This is a genomic window from Candidatus Nealsonbacteria bacterium (assembly GCA_019923625.1).
In the GTDB taxonomy this organism is placed as follows: domain Bacteria; phylum Patescibacteriota; class Minisyncoccia; order Minisyncoccales; family RBG-13-42-11; genus JAHXGN01.
On sequence record JAHXGN010000005.1, the window covers coordinates 12587 to 29820 of the forward strand.

A 17234-nucleotide genomic window follows, 5' to 3' on the forward strand; every position below is an offset into this window, starting at 1 on the left:
ATGTAACGAAGCAAGGCCTCGTTACATTGAAGCCTCGTTACATTGAAGTCAAATGTAACGAAGCAAGGCCTCGTTACATTAATTAGACGGTTTTAATTGGATTTTGATTGTGTTATAATAAAAAAGATATGTCAAAAAACAAAGTTTATTTTTACTTAGTCGTTATTTTTATTTTGGCTTTTGGGGCTGGAAATTTGGTTTATCCCGGATATTTTAATCGGTTAGCCGATTATATTAATCTGCCCCGCTTTCCGGAAATTCCTTTCAAATTGGGTCTGGATTTACAGGGCGGGGCCCACTTGGTTTATCAGGCCGATTTAACCGGGATTAGCCAGGAAGACCGGGCTTCAGCCATGGAGGGTTTGCGGGATGTAATTGAAAGAAGAGTTGATATTTTCGGAGTTAGAGAGCCGGTAATTCAGGTTCAGGGCGAAAGATTGATTATTGAGTTAGCCGGAGTAATGGATGTTGATGAAGCCATTAAGATGATAGGTCAGACGCCTTTTCTTGAATTTAAAGAACAGCGGTCTTCGGAAGAAACCCAGAAGATTATTGATAAAAGAAAAGAGGCAGAGGAGTTCATTGGTAAAGAAATGGAACAATGGACTGCTGAGGATTTTCAAAAAATTCAGGAAATTCCGGAGTGGCATTTAATTTTTGAGGATGCTTATTTTGTTTCCACTCCATTAACCGGCCGATACTTAAAAAGGGCAGAGATTGGTTTTGACCAAACCACTTTTCAGCCCCTGGTTTCTCTGGAATTTGACAAACAAGGAGGAATAATTTTTGAAGAGTTAACAGGAAGAAACATTAATAAACTAATAGCAATTTATATTGACCGGGTCTTAATTTCCACGCCGGTTGTTCAGGAAAAAATCAGCGGCGGCCAAGCTCAAATCAGCGGTCAATTTACGGTTGAAGAGGCAAGAGAATTGGCCAGAAATCTTAATGCCGGGGCCTTGCCCGTTCCTATTCAAATAATTTCCCAGCAGAGAGTCGGTCCGATTTTGGGAAAAGTTTCTCTGGAACAAAGTTTCCAGGCCGGAATTTTCGGTTTTTTAGCCGTAATTATATTTATGATTATTTTTTACAGATTACCCGGCTTTTTGGCTTCTCTGGCTCTGGTAATTTATATCATTTTAATTTTATCTTTATTTAAACTGATTCCGGTTACTTTGACTTTAGCCGGGATGGCCGGTTTTCTTTTGTCGGTTGGCATGGCGGTTGACGCCAATATTTTGATTTTTTCCCGACTAAAAGAAGAATTAAAAGCCAAAAAAAATCTTTCTCAAAGTATTGAAGAAGGGTTTTCACGAGCCTGGAGTTCAATCCGGGACGGAAATTTGACCACTTTACTGGTAACAATTATTTTATTTTATTTTGGACTCGGCTTTGTTCGGGGTTTTGCCCTGGCTTTGGGTTTGGGAATTTTAGTTTCCATGTTTTCAGCCATTTTCATTACTAAAAATTTTTTAAAGCTTTTTGAACAAACCTCTTTAGAAAAAATTAATTGGCTTTGGCGTTAAGCAAGATGGGATTTGATTTTCTCAAATATAATAAAATTTATCTTATTTTTTCCGGATTTTTAATTTTAATCAGTTTCATTTTTCTGATTTTTTTCGGTTTGAATTTCGGAATTGATTTTACCGGAGGAAGCATACTGGAGATAGAATACAAAAATGAGCGGCCTTCAAACCAGGTAATCAGGGAGTCGCTGATTGGCTTGGATTTAGGAGAATTTATTATTCAACCGACCAATGAAAGAGGGGTGATTTTAAGAATGAAAGAAATTTCTCCCGAAATCCACCAGCAGATAATTCAGAAATTAAAAGAAAAAGGGGATTTAGAAGAACAAAGATTTGAATCCATTGGCCCGGTAATCGGCCGGGAATTAAGAGAAAGAATCAAATTAGTCACTTTTATTTCTCTTTTAGTCATTCTTTTTTATATTACTTTGGCTTTCAGGAAAATTTCCAAGCCAATTGCTTCCTGGCAGTATGGAATTTCTTCCATTATTTGTCTTTTTCACGATGTTTTAATTCCTCTGGGGATTTTTTCCATTTTGGGCAATTATTACCATATTCAAATAACCATTCCAGTGGTCATTGCTTTTTTGATAGTTATCGGTTATTCCATTAACAACACAGTAGTTGTTTTTGACAGAATCAGGGAAAATATTTTAAAAAGAACCGGCCAGACCTATGAAGAAACAGTCAATTTGAGCCTAAATCAAACCCTGTCCCGCTGTCTTCATACTTCTTTGACCACTCTTTTTGTTTTAATCGCCATTTTCTTTTTTGGCGGAGAGACCTTGAAATATTTTGCTTTAGCTTTAATCCTGGGAATTATTGCCGGAACATACTCATCTCTTTTTTTAGCCAGCCCCATATTGGTATTTTGGCTAAAATGGAAAAAGAACGTTTAATGGGAATTGACAAAAATTATTTTTATAGTTGAATTAAATTAAAGAAAGCTTATCTTCTTCAGACCCTAATGAGCGATTTTTTAATAAACCTAAATTTAATTTTTCACTATTTATGGCAGGTTATTAAAAACTGGTGGTGGTTGTTTTTGCCTTTTTATCTTTATCCCAAATTAATAGACCAATACCTCTGGTTTATTCAAGAAAAATGGGATAGTAAAATAAAAAAAGTGTTTTTGGAAATAAAATTACCAAAGGAAATAAAAAAACCGATTAAGGCGATGGAGCAGATTTTTGCCGACTTTCACGGTTTACACGATATTCCAACCTGGAGAGAAGTGTGGATAGAGGGACAATTTCAATTAGGCTTATCTTTGGAAATCGTCAGTCGGGCCGGAAAAATCCATTTTTACATCAGAACGCCGGAAATGTTTAAAGATTTTATTGTCTCTAATATTTATGCCCAATATCCAGAAGCGGAAATTTCAACGGTTGAGGACTATACTAAATCAGTTCCATTAGATATTCCCAATAAGGATTGGGATATTTGGGGGGTGGATTATGTAAATGCCAAAGATGATATCTATCCAATTAAAACCTATTCCAAATTTGAAGATGAAAAAGAAACCAAAAAAGAAACAATAACCGACCCATTATCCAATTTATTAGAAGGAATGTCTGATTTAAGGCCGGGCGAACAAATGTGGTATCAGGTTGTTATCAAGCCGGTTTTAGGCAGGGATTTTCCTTGGCAGGAAAAGGGAAAAAAATTAGTAGATAAATTAGTTGGAAGGGCGGAAAAAGAAAAATCAAAATCAATTCCTCGGCAAATTTATGAGCTTTTATTTTTAGCAAAAGCGCCGGGAGAAACTATTAAAAAGGAGGCGGATGTTATTCCGCCGGAAATGAAACTTACTCCTGGGGAAACAGAGGTTATCAGCGCTGTTGAAGAAAAATTAAGTAAATTCGGATACAAATGCAATTGCCGAGTTATTTATTTAGGGAAAAGAGATGTTTTTTTTAAACCCAGGGTGAAAACTTTTTTTGGTTTTTTTAAAACAATTTCAACCGAGAATTTGGGTGGATTAAAGCCCTGGTCAAAAACTCTAACCAAATCCAAATCTGTTTTATTTTGGTTTTTAGATAAAAGGATATTATATTTTAGACAAAGAAGGATATTTAGAAACTATAAAATGAGGACGCCGCCCCTGTTTCCCCGTCCGGGCGGAATATTTGTTTTAAATACCGAAGAATTGGCCACCCTCTATCATTTTCCAGGCGAAGCAGCTGCCCCAACAGTTGGTATTTCCCGAGTTGAAATAAAAAAAGGAGTCGCTCCCATTGAATTACCAACAGAGTAATTTTAATTTCTTCCTGATTTATGAATTCTGACAATAACGAAATCAATTTTTTTGGCGAAACGACCTTTAGAAATATAAGAAAAAAATTTGGTATCAAAACCGAAGACCGGAGGAGACACATATATCTGATTGGAAAAACCGGCATGGGTAAAACCGCGATGATGGAAAATATGGCTATTCAGGACATCCAAAAGGGAAAGGGGCTTGGTTTTATTGATTGTTACGGAGAAGCGGCCGAAAAATTATTGGACTTCATTCCTAGCCAGCGAATTAACGATGTTGTTTATTTTAATCCGGCTGATTTGGATTTTCCCATTTCTTTCAATGTTATGGAAAAAGTCAGCCGGGAACATCGTCATTTGGCGGCTTCTGGTTTGATAGGGGTTTTAAAAAAAATCTGGCCCGATGTTTGGTCGTCCCAGGTGGAACACATTTTAAATAATGCTATTTTAGCTCTTTTGGAATACCCCAATTCTACCATCTTGGGGATTAATAGAATGCTGATAGACGTTGGTTTCAGAAAAAAAATAGTAGATAAGGTTACTGATCCGATGGTCAAAACATTTTGGCTTCAGGAATTTGCTCAATACTTTCATGATTTTGAAATAGAGGCAACAGCTATCGTTCAAAACAAGGTTGGTCAATTCGTTTCCAGTCCCTTAATCAGAAATATTGTTGGTCAGATTAAATCCAAAATCAATATGAGGGAAATAATAGACGGAAAAAAAATTCTCATTGTCAATATTTCCAAAGAGAAAATAGGAGAAGACAACTCTCGGCTGCTGGGGGCCTTATTGATTACCAAATTACAATTGGCGGCTATGTCCAGGGTTGATATTCCCGAAGAAAAAAGAGAAGATTTTTATTTATATGTTGATGAATTTCAAAACTTTGCTACCGAGTCCTTTGTTAATATTTTATCCGAAGCCAGAAAATATAAATTGAACTTGATTTTGGGCCATCAGTATATCAATCAAATGGAAGAAAAGGTAAGAGACGCCGTCCTCGGCAACGCAGGAACAATCGTTTGTTTTAGAGTAGGAGCCGAAGACGCTGAATTTTTGGGAAAAGAATTTTTTCCCGAATTTTCAGCCGAGGACTTAGTCAACCTATCCAAATATGATATTTATTTAAAACTAATGATTGATGGAACGACCAGCCGGCCCTTTTCAGCCAAAACCCTTGCTCTTTTTTCCAAACCCGAAAAATCTTCCAAAGAAAAAATTATTAAAGTTTCCCGGGAAAAATACGGAATTTCCCAAAAAATCATTGAAGAAAAAATTAACCGCTGGCACAAAACCCTCCTCTATTTAAATGAAAACTCTGAAAGCCATAAAAAATTTTAATTTTAAAGGAAAAAAAGTTTTAGTTCGGTGTGATTTTAATGTTCCCCTGTCAGAAAAAGGAGATGTTTTAGATGATTTTAGAATTAAAGCCAGCCTTCCCACCATTGAATACCTAATTAAAAAAGGAGCTAAGCTCCTTTTGATGAGTCACATGGGAAGATCATTCGATTCCGCTCAAAATCAAAAATCAAAAGCCGAGCGTCAATTTGTGGAAGCGAGGCGGGAGAAGAGAACGAAGTTCTCTGCGACCATCAAAAATCAAAAATATAGTTTAAAACCGATTGCTTCAAAATTAGAGACATTATTAAATCGAAAAGTTAAGTTTTTAAGAGACTGTGTTGGTGAAGTTGTTGAAAGAGAAATAAGAAAAATGAGACCCAAAGGTATCGTTTTATTGGAAAATTTAAGATTTTATAAAGAAGAAGAGGAAGGAAATCCGAATTTTGCTCAAAAATTGGCAAAATTGGCAGATATTTATATTAACGATGCTTTTTCGGTTTGTCATAGGTCGCATGCCTCAGTAGTCGGCATAACAAAATATTTGCCTTCGGCCGCCGGCTTTTTGCTGGAAAAAGAAATCAAAGTTTTATCTCAGGTTATGAATCCGCCAGCTGGCGGACTGAAAAGACCTTTGGTTGTAATTATCGGCGGAAGCAAGGTTCAAGATAAAGCAAGAGTGATTGAGAGATTTTTACAAATGGCCGATTGGATTTTAATCGGAAATTTAATATCCAAAGAGATTAAACAAGGAAAGATTGAGTTAAAAAAAAGAGAAAAGGTTGTTTTTCCCTTAGATAGTATAAAGGGTCTTGATATAGGAGAAAAAACAATTGCTATTTTCAAAGAAAAAATTTTTCAAGCCAAAACCGTTTTTTGGGCCGGTCCCCTTGGTAAAATTGAAGAAAAAAAATATCAAAGAGGAACCGAAGAAATCGCCCGAACTATCATAAAAAGCAATTCTTTTTCAATTATCGGAGGAGGGGATACGATTAAATTTATCAGTCGGGTCGGTTTAATTGAAAAATTCAATCATGTTTCAATTGGCGGAAGCGCTCTTTTGGCTTTTTTGAGCGGGGAAAAACTACCAGGTCTGAAAGCATTGAAATAATCGCTCGGCAACGAACCCCGCCCTCTATCCTAAAAGTCAAAAAAAGAAAATCAAAATATTACAGAAATACTTGGGATCTCTTCAAGAAAAAATACAGCTTGGAGGGCGGGGTTGTTGCCTTGCTCTATTATTCGTAATTTGAAGAGATTCGTAATTCGTAAGATGGAAGAGATAAAAAATCTAAAAAAAGCTGCTGCCCGAATTTTAGAAGCAATTAATAAAAAAGAAAAAATTATTCTCTATGGAGATGCCGATTTGGACGGCATAACTTCGGTTATTATTTTAAAAGAAACCCTGAAAAATTTAAACGGTCAAATCACAGCCATATATTTTCCCGATAGAGAAAAGGAGGGCTATGGAATTACCGAAACCGGTTTAAATAATTTAAAAAAATTTTCACCCGCCCTTTTAATCGTTTTTGATTTGGGTATCGGAAACTTTAAAGAAGTAAAATTAGCCCAAAAAATGGGTTTGAATGTAATAATTATTGACCATCATCAAATTTTAGATAAATTGCCGGAAGCCGAAATTATCGTTAATCCGAAGCAAAAAGGAGACAAATACGATTTTAAAAAATTAGCCACGGTCGGTCTTGCTTTTAAACTTTCGGAAGAACTTTTAGAAAAAAGAATGACCGATTGTCTAAGAAAAAGTTTTTTAGAATTGACGGCTATTGCCACTCTGGCCGATTTAATGCCTAGAGAATCGGAAAATGAAACAATGATTCAAGAGGGTTTGTCTTCTTTGGAAAATTCCTGGCGGCCGGGAATTAAAATTTTTTTTGATTTGTTGGATTGGCAAAATTTTGACAACATTGAGCAGAAAGTTTCCAAAATTATTTCAATTTTAAACATCAGGGATGTTGAAAATAATCTTCCGGCCGGCTATCGTCTTTTAACCGCTTCAAATTTTAATGAAACAAAAAAAATTTTTGATAAACTTTTAATAAAGACAGAACAAAGGAAAATAAGAGTAAGAGAAATTACAGCCGAAGCCGAAGAGAGAATTTTCCAAAAAGAAGAGCCGATTATTTTTGAAGGCGATTCAAATTGGGAAGTCGCCTTAATTCCTTCCCTGTCTTCATTTTTCTGTCAAAAATATCAAAAACCAACATTTATTTTCAAAAAACTGGAAAAAGAAAGCCAGGGTACAGTTAGAACTCCAACCGGAATAGACAGTGTGGCCTTGATGAAAAAATGCAAAAAATATCTTTTGACTTTCGGCGGCCATGCTAAGGCCTCCGGTTTCAGAATAAAAAACGAAAATCTGGAAAAATTTAAGGAATGTCTTGTTAAAAACTTATGCGAAAAATAATAATTTATACTGATGGCGGGTCAAAGGGAAACCCCGGGCCGTCAGCAGTTGGAGTTTTATTTTGTAATGAAAAAGACGAGGTTGTTAAAAAATATTCCGAATACCTGGGCGAGAATTTTACCAACAATGAAGCCGAATATCTGGCCGTAATTTTTGCCTTAGAAAAATTTAAAGCTCTTTTTGGTAAAAAATTAGCCAAAAACACGGAAATTGAATTAAGGTCCGACTCTGAACTTTTAGTTAAACAGCTACGGGGTTTATATAAAATTTTAGAACCGGAATTACAACATCTTTTTTTAAAAATCTGGAATCTGAAATTGGATTTTCAAAAATTGAAATTCAAATTAATTTCTCGTCAAAAAAACAAAGAAGCTGATAGATTAGTTAATGAAACCTTAAATAGCCTGACTACCACTCAAAAATTATTCTGAGATTAGAGATAAAAATTAAAAACCCCACCATTTTTGTGGGATTTTTAGTGTCCTAGTAAGTCTATAAGCCGAATTCTGTCTTGCCCTGTTAAATAATTTCGCCTTTGGCGAAATTGCTGCAAAGCAGCATTTAACAGGGTGAAGTGATTATCTATCTGGTCCCGATATTACTACCGGGATCAAGCGAGTTACTTTTCACAGAAGCTCTATGATGAATCACAGAATTTCTGGTTTACTCTTGCACTCAGTAAGGATTTAGCCGTTTCACCCCTCGCTTCGCTCGGGGCAAGCCCGAGTTTATACGAGGGCTGCCCCTCACCAAATTTTGGTGGGGGTGCTTGACCTTTCGGTCTCGCCCGTCTCTGTTCGCACCTCTCGCCTTACGGCGGACGGCCATTAGCCGCTACTATTTTAGATTCCGACAAAAGTCGGGAAATGAGTGTTCGGACTTTCCTCTGAGCACATAATTCGTTATGTGCTCGGCAATCACCCGACTTACTAGGACAAATTTATTTTAACAATTTCATAATCCTTTGTCAAATCGGAAAATTAAGGTAGGATAAAAACGATATGTTAAATCGTTTTTTTAATTCCCAAACCAAAACCATTACTTTTGCCGCTTTTTTACTGGCTGCTTCAGCTCTGGTCAGCCGGCTGCTTGGTTTGGTTCGAGATCGGCTTTTAGCCGGCCATTTCGGGGCCGGCCAGGAACTTGATGCTTATTTTCTTGCTTTTAGGATTCCTGATTTTGTCTATGGGATTTTAATTATGGGAGGGGTTTCAGTTATTTTTTTGCCGGTTTTTGCTGAATACTTTAAGAAAAGCGAAAAAGAGGGCTGGCGCTTAGCCAATGTGGTCTTAAATTGCTTTTTAGTTTTACTGATTATTCTTTGCGGAATTTTAGCCATTCTAACTCCCTGGCTTATTAAATTGATTGCCCCGGGGTTCGACCCGGTCCAGAGAGATTTAGCCATTTCTTTAACCAGAATAATGTTTTTGAGCCCGATTTTTTTTGGCCTGTCTTCCATTTTTTCTGGCATTTTGCATTATTTTAATCGTTTCTTGGCTTATTCTGTCGCTCCGATTTTGTATAACCTTGGCATAATTTTCGGCATTATTTTTTTTGTTCCCATTTTTGGCGTTATAGGTTTAGTTTATGGTGTAATCTTGGGCGCTTTTTCTCATTGGGTAATTCAAATTCCAGCAGCCAAATCCTCTGGTTTCCACTATATTCCCATTTTTAATTTTAAATATCCCGGCTTGCTGAAGATTTTTAAGCTTATGACCTGGCGGGTAATCGGCGCCTCTGTTCCTCAGATTAATTTAATAGTTATTACTGCCATTGCTTCTACCCTAACAATAGGAAGCATCGCTGTTTTTAATTTCGCCAATAATCTTTCCCATTTTCCCATAGGCATTATCGGCGCTTCTTTTGCCATGGCCGCTTTTCCGGCTCTCTCTCGGGCTTGGGTTAACGGCGCCAAAGAAGAATTCTTGGAAAATTTCTCTTCCACTTTTAGGCAGATTCTTTTTTTGGTAATTCCTGTTTCGGTATTGATATTTTTATTTAGAGTGGAAATTGTTCAGCTGATTTTGGGGACAGGTCGATTTGGCTGGCATGAAATCCAGTTAACCGCCGCTTCCCTGGGCCTGTTTTCTTTAGGAATTTTCGCCCTTACCCTGACTCCTTTTTTGCTGAGATTATTTTTTTCTCTCCAGGATGTTAAGACGCCAACCATTGTTGGTTTAATTTATATGGCTTTGACTATTGTTACTTCTTTTTTATTTGTCTGGTTGCTGGGATTTTCTAATTTTTTTCAAGAATTTATGGCCAGGGTTCTGAATTTGACTAACCTTGAAAACATCCAGGTTATTGGCTTGCCTCTGGCGGTTTCTCTATCGGCTATACTTTATTTTTCTTTACTTTTATTTTTTTTGCAAAAGAAAATGGGCGATATCGGGCTGGGAGAAATCTGGCGCTCTTTAAGAAAAATAATCTTTGCCAGTCTTTTGATGGCCCTGGTCGTTTATTTCCTTTTCCCCCAGGCAATTTTGGCTGCTATTTTCGGCACTTTAATTTATCTTCTGGCCGCTTTTTTCTTAAAATCCCCGGAAGCCGAAACTATTAAAACCTCAATTTTAAAGCGATTTACTAAAACCTAACAAAAATGGAAATTATAAATCAAAATCAAATACGTAATTTTGTGATTTGCGCTCATATTGACCATGGAAAATCCACTTTGGCCGATAGGTTTTTGGAATTGACGAAGACCATAGCCAAAGAGAAAATGCGGCCTCAGTATCTGGATGCCATGGATTTGGAACAGGAAAGAGGCATTACCATTAAAATGCACCCCGTGCGAATGTCCTATACCCTAGATGCTATACGCTATACGCTAAATCTTATTGACACTCCCGGCCATGTTGATTTTTCTTATGAGGTCTCAAGGGCTTTGGCGGGCGTAGAGGGAGCAATTTTGTTGGTTGACGCCATAAAAGGAATTCAGGCCCAGACCCTGGCTAATTTGGAGTTGGCCAGGAAAGAAAATTTAATTATTATTCCGGTAATCAATAAAATTGATTTGATTGAGGCAAAAGTCCAAGAGACCAAACAAGAACTAGCCAAATTATTAAACATTTCTCCAGATGAAATTTTTGAAATTTCAGCCAAATTCGGCACCAATGTTGAAAATTTATTAAAAGCAATAATTGAAAAATTTACTCCGCCAAAAGGGGAGCCGGAAAAACCGTTCCGGGCTTTGATTTTTGATTCAAAATACGATTCATTCAAGGGTGTGATTGCTTACGTCAAAGTGGTTGATGGCAAAATCGGTCTTGATGAAAAAATCCATTTAATTCAAAGCAAGGCAGAGGGAAAAATAAAAGAAATCGGTTATTTTACTCCCGAATTGTCTCCTCAAAAAGAATTAAAAGCTGGAGAAATTGGTTATATTGCCACTGGAATAAAGGAGCCGAGAAAAGTAAGGGTTGGAGAGACCATAACGAAAAGAACAGGTGTTATTAAGGCAGAACCGTTGCCGGGCTACCAAGAGCCAAAACCAATGGTTTTCGCTTCAATTTATCCTGAAAACCCGAATGATTTTGAATTATTAAAAGAAGCCATTTCCAAATTGAAATTAAACGATGCTTCTTTGGTTTTTGAACCGGAAATTAAAGAATTTTTAGGCCGGGGTTTTCGCTGCGGCTTTTTGGGTTCTTTGCATGCCGAAATTTTTTCCGAAAGGATTGGCCGGGAATTCGGTTTGAATTTGGTTATTTCCTTTCCCTCGGTTGCCTATAAAATTATCAATAAAAAAAATGAGGAGTTTTTAATAAAAACAGCTTCCGATTGGCCATCGGAATCGGAAATTAAAGAAATTCAACAACCGTGGGTAAAATTAGAAATAATCACTCCGGTTATTTATTTGGGAGAGGTTTTGAGCCAAGAGAGACGATTGTTGATTTATGAAGCTCCCCTTAAAGAAATAATCGTTGGTTTTTACGATAAATTAAAAAACCAAACCAAGGGCTTCGCCTCTTTAAATTATGAATTTTTAGAATACCGAAGAGGCAATTTAGTTAAATTAGAAATTTTAATTGCCGGAAAAAAAGAAGAGCCGTTTTCCAAAATTATCTTTAAAGAAGACGGCTATTTTGAGGGGAAAAAATTAGTTGAAAAATTGAAAGAGATTTTACCCGGCCAGCTTTTTTCGGTTCCCATTCAAGCGTTAATTTCCGGCCGGATTATTGCCAGAGAAACAATAAGGGCCAAAGGAAAGGATGTTATCGCTCCCCTTTATGGCGGAGATTATACCAGAAAGAAAAAGTTATTGGAAAAACAAAAAAAGGGAAAAAAAGAATTAAAAGAAAAAGGCCGGATTGAAATTCCTTCCAAAGTATTTTTAGAGATATTCAAACAGGATTGATGTTTTCAAAAATAAGTTTTTTTTGTATAATTTATAATAGAGTGGTAAGGAGGAACGTGGTCAAATGGCTATTATGAAAATCTCCAAAATTTCTGTTCCAAGTCCGCCCGGCATAGTCGCCAAGCGATTTGCGCGAGGGTTAAACCCTGGTGTCCCTGCCAAACCATTTGAAAAACTATTTAACTGGTAAAAAATCATGGAAAGGTTTACTAAACCATCTCAATTTAATAAAACACCTGAATCTAAAATGCGGTCGCTAATTAAAGAAAAAGCTGAACAAAAACCATTTGAAAATCCGGCGGTTCAATCATTTTTTAATAAATGGTTTGAGATAAATAGTTCTATTAAGCCAGAGATAATTGACCGTCATAATTGGCAGCAAAGAGAAAGAGACAAAAAAGGCATTTTGGAAAAGACCCCAGATGGAAAACAAACTTTATTTATCCCCAAAGACCTGCGATTATGGGAAATGATTGGCCTGATGGAGGTGGTTGACCGTAACATTTTTGTCAGCAAACACGAACGACAAGACGAAGAAAAGAACCAACTATTGGCCCTGGCTAAAACATTCCGCAATACAGGCATTTATATCTCTCAAAGATTAGATTCTGTTGACCAAGGAAAAGAAGTAGCTCGCGCTTTAGCAGAAGGGTTTTATGAATATGGAGAATCTCTTTTAAAAGAGAAAAAACCAAAAGAAAAGATTATTGCTGATAAAATAGCTGATAACCGCTTATCTCCTGAAGAGATTGAGCAAGTTGATCGTTTTTTTGCTGAAGATCATCTCTATGTTTCACGCCGGGCGCGAGCTGAAAAAGCCAGCCAAGCAGAGCCAGATAAAAAAGTTGATCAATTCTATGAGCAGGAGCGGCGAAAAACTCTGGCTCAGTTTTTCCGCATCTGGGAACAAGAGCTTCTCCGGCAACAAGAAACAAAAGACAGGAAATCATCTTATATTTCGCAAAACCTTAAAGATTGGCAATTCGGCATATCAGTTTATTCTGCATTTTTGCGTAAAATTGAGGAAGCAACAACAAAAAAGACAGGGCAGATAGGGCAGACCGAAGAGCAGATTGAAAAACCAAAAAGAGATTTTCAGGGTGCGATATTTCATAAAGAAGGTCTCCAAAAATTGGTTAGCGAAATGAGAGAACGAATGAAAAAACAAGGATATGGAGGCGGTCCAATCTCACTATTGGAAAAATTAAGAATTGATTTACCTGCCAAAGAAAAAAAACTGGCTGATGTTCTTAATATTTCAGGGCTAAAAACTGAACTTGAAATAATCAGGCAAACAGGAGATTCTATTGCTATTGGGGAAAAAGAGCGGGAAATAATAGACAAAATTCAATTAGCAGTTAGTTCATTTCCCTACAAATTAGAAGCAAGAAATCCTTCAGAAATAGCGGCCAATCAATATATTAACTGCCAGGGCGTCTCTATGCTTGGCGGAGGGTTTCTTTCCGAGGTTGGCATAAAATACTTGGTTAGTAGCGAGCCGCAACACTCTTTTCTTGTTGTTATAACAAGTGATGGAAAAATAGAGTACCGGGATATGATTAGAAGAGATTTTAATAAAAAAATAACCGATAAGATGATAAACAGTAAAACAAAAGATGGCAAGCCGCTTACTGTCGTTGATATCATCAATTATGCCAAGAATCCTGAATCCAAGAGTTTAATATTTAAAATTAAAAATAAAAAAGAAACCGAGCCCCTTACTGTTTTTCCACCCGAGATAGGCCATCAGATACAGCTGTTACACAATACAGGTTTTGCGCTTCATAAGTTAGGACACTACAAAGAAGCAATTGAGACCTTCCAGCAGATAATAGCAATTGATCAGGGTTTTGTCTTCTCTTATTATGGATTAGGCAATGCGTTTTACGCTCTCGGCCGCCACAAAAAAGCGATAGAGTCCTACCGGCAATTTATTACATTGGCTGACAAACAGGGCAAAGAAAGAGACGATTATTGGATAAAAAAAGCGGAAAAAACAATACTTAAATTGCTTAAATTATCATGATTAAAGAAATTATAAAATATCTCTTTATCTCCACCTTGACTTTAATAAATTAAGGTTGAGCATATGATAGCAAGAAAAATAAAATTAAAAAAAAATCAAAAGCAAAGCAATTTACCCATTCTTTTTCTTTTAATATTGTTTTTGTTGATAAGCGGATTTTTAATTTTTTCCAACTGGAGAATAACTCAAAAAAGAGCCCTTTTGACCGAAGAAATCAAAGCCCTTGAAAAAGAGATTAAAGAGATGGAGCAAAAAAACCGGGAATTAAAAATTGGAATTTCCCAAATCGGAACAAAAGACCATTTGGAAAAAATAGCCAGAGAGCAATTTAATTTACAAAAACCAGGAGAAGAATTGGTGGTAATTAAAAGAGAAGAATTTCGAAAAGAAGATGAAGAAAAGGAGAAGAAAAATTTTTGGCAGAATTTTTGGCAGAATTTTTGGCAAAAGATAGGATTTTGAGTTCCATTTAGGCGAGTGTAGTATAGTGGCAATATGCAACCTTCCCAAGGTTGAGACGAGGGTTCAATTCCCTTCACTCGCTCCAGTATCAAACTTTCGTCTTTTTTGCCCGCCTGCGTCAGCGTTTCCGCCGAAGCGAAACGGAAGCGATTGCGGAAACGCTCGCCCGAGCGGAGCGAGGGCAAATCAAATCAAATTTCAGCGTCCGGATTTTGCTGGTAAAAAGTTCTAACTTTTTCCAATAACCCGCTATTTAATTAAGGGCGAGGAGATGAGAGTTCAATTCCTTTCACTTGCCCTTTTAATGGATTTGAATTTTGGGGAAATATTTGTTAAAATAAAGACACAAGGTCGAAATAACCTAATTAATAAGGTAAAAAAACATGAACAAAGAATTAATATTTAAAAACAAAAAATTAATATTTGGAATTGTGGCTCTGATAATAATAATATCGTTTGTTTTCTTTATTTAGTTATATACTGAAAAATGGCTAGTCGAAGAGGATAAATCCTCTTCTCTGCCCCTTCGCTGCGGCTCGGGTAGTCGATGAAGATAAATCTTCATCTCCGCCCCTTCGCTGTGACGCTCGGGTAGTCAAAGAAAATAGATTTTTTTCAGGTAATAAAGCAGTCTCAGGCGCTGCTTGCTGTCTAAAAAAACTTGACTTTTTTATTGAAATAAGTATTATTGATTATGTAAGCTTTTCTTGTTTTCTTCTCTTTCACAAATAAATGTAAGTCGAAGAAGATTAAGAAAATTAGGTCGGCTTATATTTATTTGTTAATAAAACAAAAATTTATGACTAAAAAATTATATGTTGGGGGTTTGTCTTATGACACCACTGAAAAAACCCTTAAAGAATTTTTCGCCCAAGCAGGAGCCGTAGAATCGGCAACAATTATTATTGATAAAATGAGCGGACGTTCAAAAGGATTTGGTTTTGTGGAAATGTCTAACGAAGATGAGGCGCGAAAAGCGGTTGAAACGTTGAACGGTAAAGAATTGGACGGTAGAACTATTATTGTCAACGAGGCGCGACCCCAAGAATCCAGACCCAGCCCTGGCGGATTCAGTCGCGGTGGCCGTGGCGGTTTCGGCGATAGAAAAAGAAACTGGTAGAAAACATCAAAAACTCCCTTCTAGGGGAGTTTTTGATTTAACCTTTTTTTATTTGAAAAATTTTGTATAATTAAGGAATGCATTAAAAGGTCGAACTAAATTGATACCAATATACTAATAAATACGAATTATACTAATGTTAATATTCGTATCATTAGTATGAATTCGTATATTAGTATCGCGTTTATGTTAATTGATTTATTTTTTAGCTGGTTTGGATTAATTCTTGTTGCTTTAATTATTCTTCCCCAAACAATAAAAATTACCAGGGAGTATGAAAGAGGGGTGATTTTCAAATTAGGAAGATTTGCCGGAATCAGGGGACCGGGATTGTTTTTACTTATTCCGATTATTGAAAATATGACCAAAATAGATTTGCGGGTGATTACTTTGGATGTTCCGGCCCAGGTGGTAATTACCAAAGACAATATTCCGGTAACAGTTGACGCGGTATTGTACTTTAAAGTTTCTGATCCAGGGAAAGCAATTATTGAAGTTGAAAATTATATCCTTGCCACCTCCCAGAATTCCCAAACTTCTTTAAGGGGAGTGGTTGGCTCTTCAACCCTGGATGAATTATTGGCTGAAAGAGAAAAAATTAACCAAAAACTTCACGAAATTATTGATAAAGCGACTGACCCCTGGGGTATAAAAGTAACGGCCGTTGAGGTAAAGCACGTGGAAATCCCGGAAAATATGCAAAGAGCCATTGCCAAGCAAGCTGAGGCCGAAAGAATGAAAAGAGCCAAAATCATCTTGGCCGAAGGAGAATATCTAGCAGCTCAAAAACTGAAAGAAGCCGGAGATATTTTAAAAGCAGCCCCGATTACTCTAAGGTATTTGGAGACATTGACCGAAGTTGCCAAAGAGAAAAATGCGACTATTTTATTTCCGATTGAAATGTTAGGAATGTTAAAGAAACTTCAAAAAGGAGAATAAATTGGCTCACCCCATTATAAGACATTAAAGTCGAAAAAGAGTTAAAATTAGTTAAAATTTCATGAAGGGTTATATTGTTAATATAGAACAAGCAACTAAAAAAAATAATAATTTTCGGCAGGTTCTCTATACCGGCCCTTACAGCCAGCTGGTGGTTATGAGTTTGGGTCCCAAAGAAGAAATCGGTGAAGAAGCGCATGAAGAACTTGACCAATTTATCAGAGTTGAGGAAGGTGAGGGATTGGCAGTGCTTGACGGCCTTGAACATCGGTTAAAAGATGATTTTGCCGTGGTCATTCCGGCCGGCCTAAGACACAATATCATCAACACATCAAAAGACGAATCGATGAAAATTTATACCATTTATTCACCGCCGGAACATAGAGATGGTGTGGTGCATAAAACGAAAACCGAAGCCGAAGCCGATGACGAGCATTTTGATGGAAAAACCACGGAAGATTAGAGAATAAAGTAAATAAGCGATGAGCCCAAGAAGATAGTATAATAACGGACCGAAAAAAGCGACAGCTACAAGAAAAATACTCAACAAACTTTGGGGGGCGATATACGATATCTATCTAAGGCGTGCCAGAAATATGCGTCGGATAAGATGGCTTCTGTTTAGGTCTCTTATTTAGAACGCGACCAAATCATTTCTGTCCTTAGAAAAGATTTTTAGTTTATGAAAATTCTTGCCAAAATTTTAATTGCAATGTTTCTTATCGTATGTGCTGTTATTTTAGCGCCTGCTTTGACAACAGCTGCTGCGCCGGCGCTGT

General features: G+C 36.8%; 14 protein-coding genes, 1 tRNA gene and 1 other RNA gene. 15 read left to right on the forward strand and 1 reads right to left on the reverse strand.

Features of this window, described 5'->3' with window-relative positions:
- The first annotated feature begins 128 nt into the window (after window positions 1-128).
- The 7 genes from secD (at window position 129) to KY055_01140 (ending at window position 7982) form a co-directional block, all read left to right on the forward strand.
- Window positions 129-1526, forward strand: a complete 1398-nt coding sequence (gene secD, locus KY055_01110) for a protein translocase subunit SecD (protein MBZ1345230.1) — start codon at window positions 129-131, stop codon at window positions 1524-1526.
- Between the two features lie 5 nt (window positions 1527-1531).
- Entirely contained in the window at window positions 1532-2425 is an 894-nt protein-coding gene (gene secF / locus KY055_01115) for a protein translocase subunit SecF (protein MBZ1345231.1), read from the forward strand.
- Window positions 2426-2493: 68 nt separating this feature from the next.
- Window positions 2494-3783 carry a hypothetical protein gene (locus tag KY055_01120; protein MBZ1345232.1) on the forward strand — a complete coding sequence of 430 codons (1290 nt, stop codon included), beginning with the start codon at window positions 2494-2496 and terminating at the stop codon, window positions 3781-3783.
- Window positions 3784-3803: 20 nt separating this feature from the next.
- Window positions 3804-5129, forward strand: coding sequence for a type IV secretion system DNA-binding domain-containing protein (locus KY055_01125; protein MBZ1345233.1), 1326 nt, complete (start codon window positions 3804-3806; stop codon window positions 5127-5129).
- On the forward strand, window positions 5098-6237 hold the full coding sequence (locus KY055_01130) for a phosphoglycerate kinase (GenBank protein ID MBZ1345234.1): 1140 nt from the start codon (window positions 5098-5100) through the stop codon (window positions 6235-6237). Before KY055_01125 ends, KY055_01130 begins: the two co-directional genes overlap by 32 nt.
- A gap of 138 nt (window positions 6238-6375) precedes the next feature.
- The gene (locus KY055_01135) at window positions 6376-7551 is read left to right on the forward strand and encodes a DHH family phosphoesterase (GenBank protein MBZ1345235.1); all 1176 of its coding nucleotides are present in this window, start codon (window positions 6376-6378) and stop codon (window positions 7549-7551) included.
- A complete protein-coding gene (locus KY055_01140) occupies window positions 7539-7982 on the forward strand; it encodes a ribonuclease HI family protein (GenBank protein MBZ1345236.1) in 444 nt (147 codons plus the stop codon). The genes KY055_01135 and KY055_01140 overlap by 13 nt, the downstream gene beginning before the upstream one ends.
- Before the next feature lie 48 nt (window positions 7983-8030).
- Here the strand turns inward: KY055_01140 and rnpB are convergent.
- An RNA gene (gene rnpB, locus KY055_01145) (RNase P RNA component class A) lies at window positions 8031-8484 on the reverse strand.
- A 68-nt stretch (window positions 8485-8552) separates the two neighbouring features.
- Here rnpB and murJ point away from each other — a divergent pair.
- From murJ to KY055_01185, 8 genes are all read left to right on the forward strand, one after another.
- Entirely contained in the window at window positions 8553-10145 is a 1593-nt protein-coding gene (murJ, locus tag KY055_01150) for a murein biosynthesis integral membrane protein MurJ (protein ID MBZ1345237.1), read from the forward strand.
- A 5-nt stretch (window positions 10146-10150) separates the two neighbouring features.
- Entirely contained in the window at window positions 10151-11908 is a 1758-nt protein-coding gene (gene lepA, locus KY055_01155) for a translation elongation factor 4 (protein ID MBZ1345238.1), read from the forward strand.
- 196 nt (window positions 11909-12104) lie between these two features.
- Window positions 12105-13934 carry a tetratricopeptide repeat protein gene (locus KY055_01160; protein MBZ1345239.1) on the forward strand — a complete coding sequence of 610 codons (1830 nt, stop codon included), beginning with the start codon at window positions 12105-12107 and terminating at the stop codon, window positions 13932-13934.
- A 63-nt stretch (window positions 13935-13997) separates the two neighbouring features.
- Entirely contained in the window at window positions 13998-14396 is a 399-nt protein-coding gene (locus KY055_01165; protein MBZ1345240.1) for a septum formation initiator family protein, read from the forward strand.
- 11 nt (window positions 14397-14407) lie between these two features.
- Window positions 14408-14481: transfer RNA gene (locus tag KY055_01170), tRNA-Gly, on the forward strand.
- A 714-nt stretch (window positions 14482-15195) separates the two neighbouring features.
- Window positions 15196-15516 (forward strand): RNA-binding protein, encoded by a 321-nt coding sequence (locus tag KY055_01175; protein ID MBZ1345241.1) that lies wholly within the window; start codon window positions 15196-15198, stop codon window positions 15514-15516.
- Window positions 15517-15675: 159 nt separating this feature from the next.
- The gene (locus tag KY055_01180; GenBank protein ID MBZ1345242.1) at window positions 15676-16455 is read left to right on the forward strand and encodes a slipin family protein; all 780 of its coding nucleotides are present in this window, start codon (window positions 15676-15678) and stop codon (window positions 16453-16455) included.
- 61 nt (window positions 16456-16516) lie between these two features.
- Entirely contained in the window at window positions 16517-16918 is a 402-nt protein-coding gene (locus tag KY055_01185; GenBank protein MBZ1345243.1) for a cupin domain-containing protein, read from the forward strand.
- The last annotated feature ends 316 nt before the right edge of the window (window positions 16919-17234 follow it).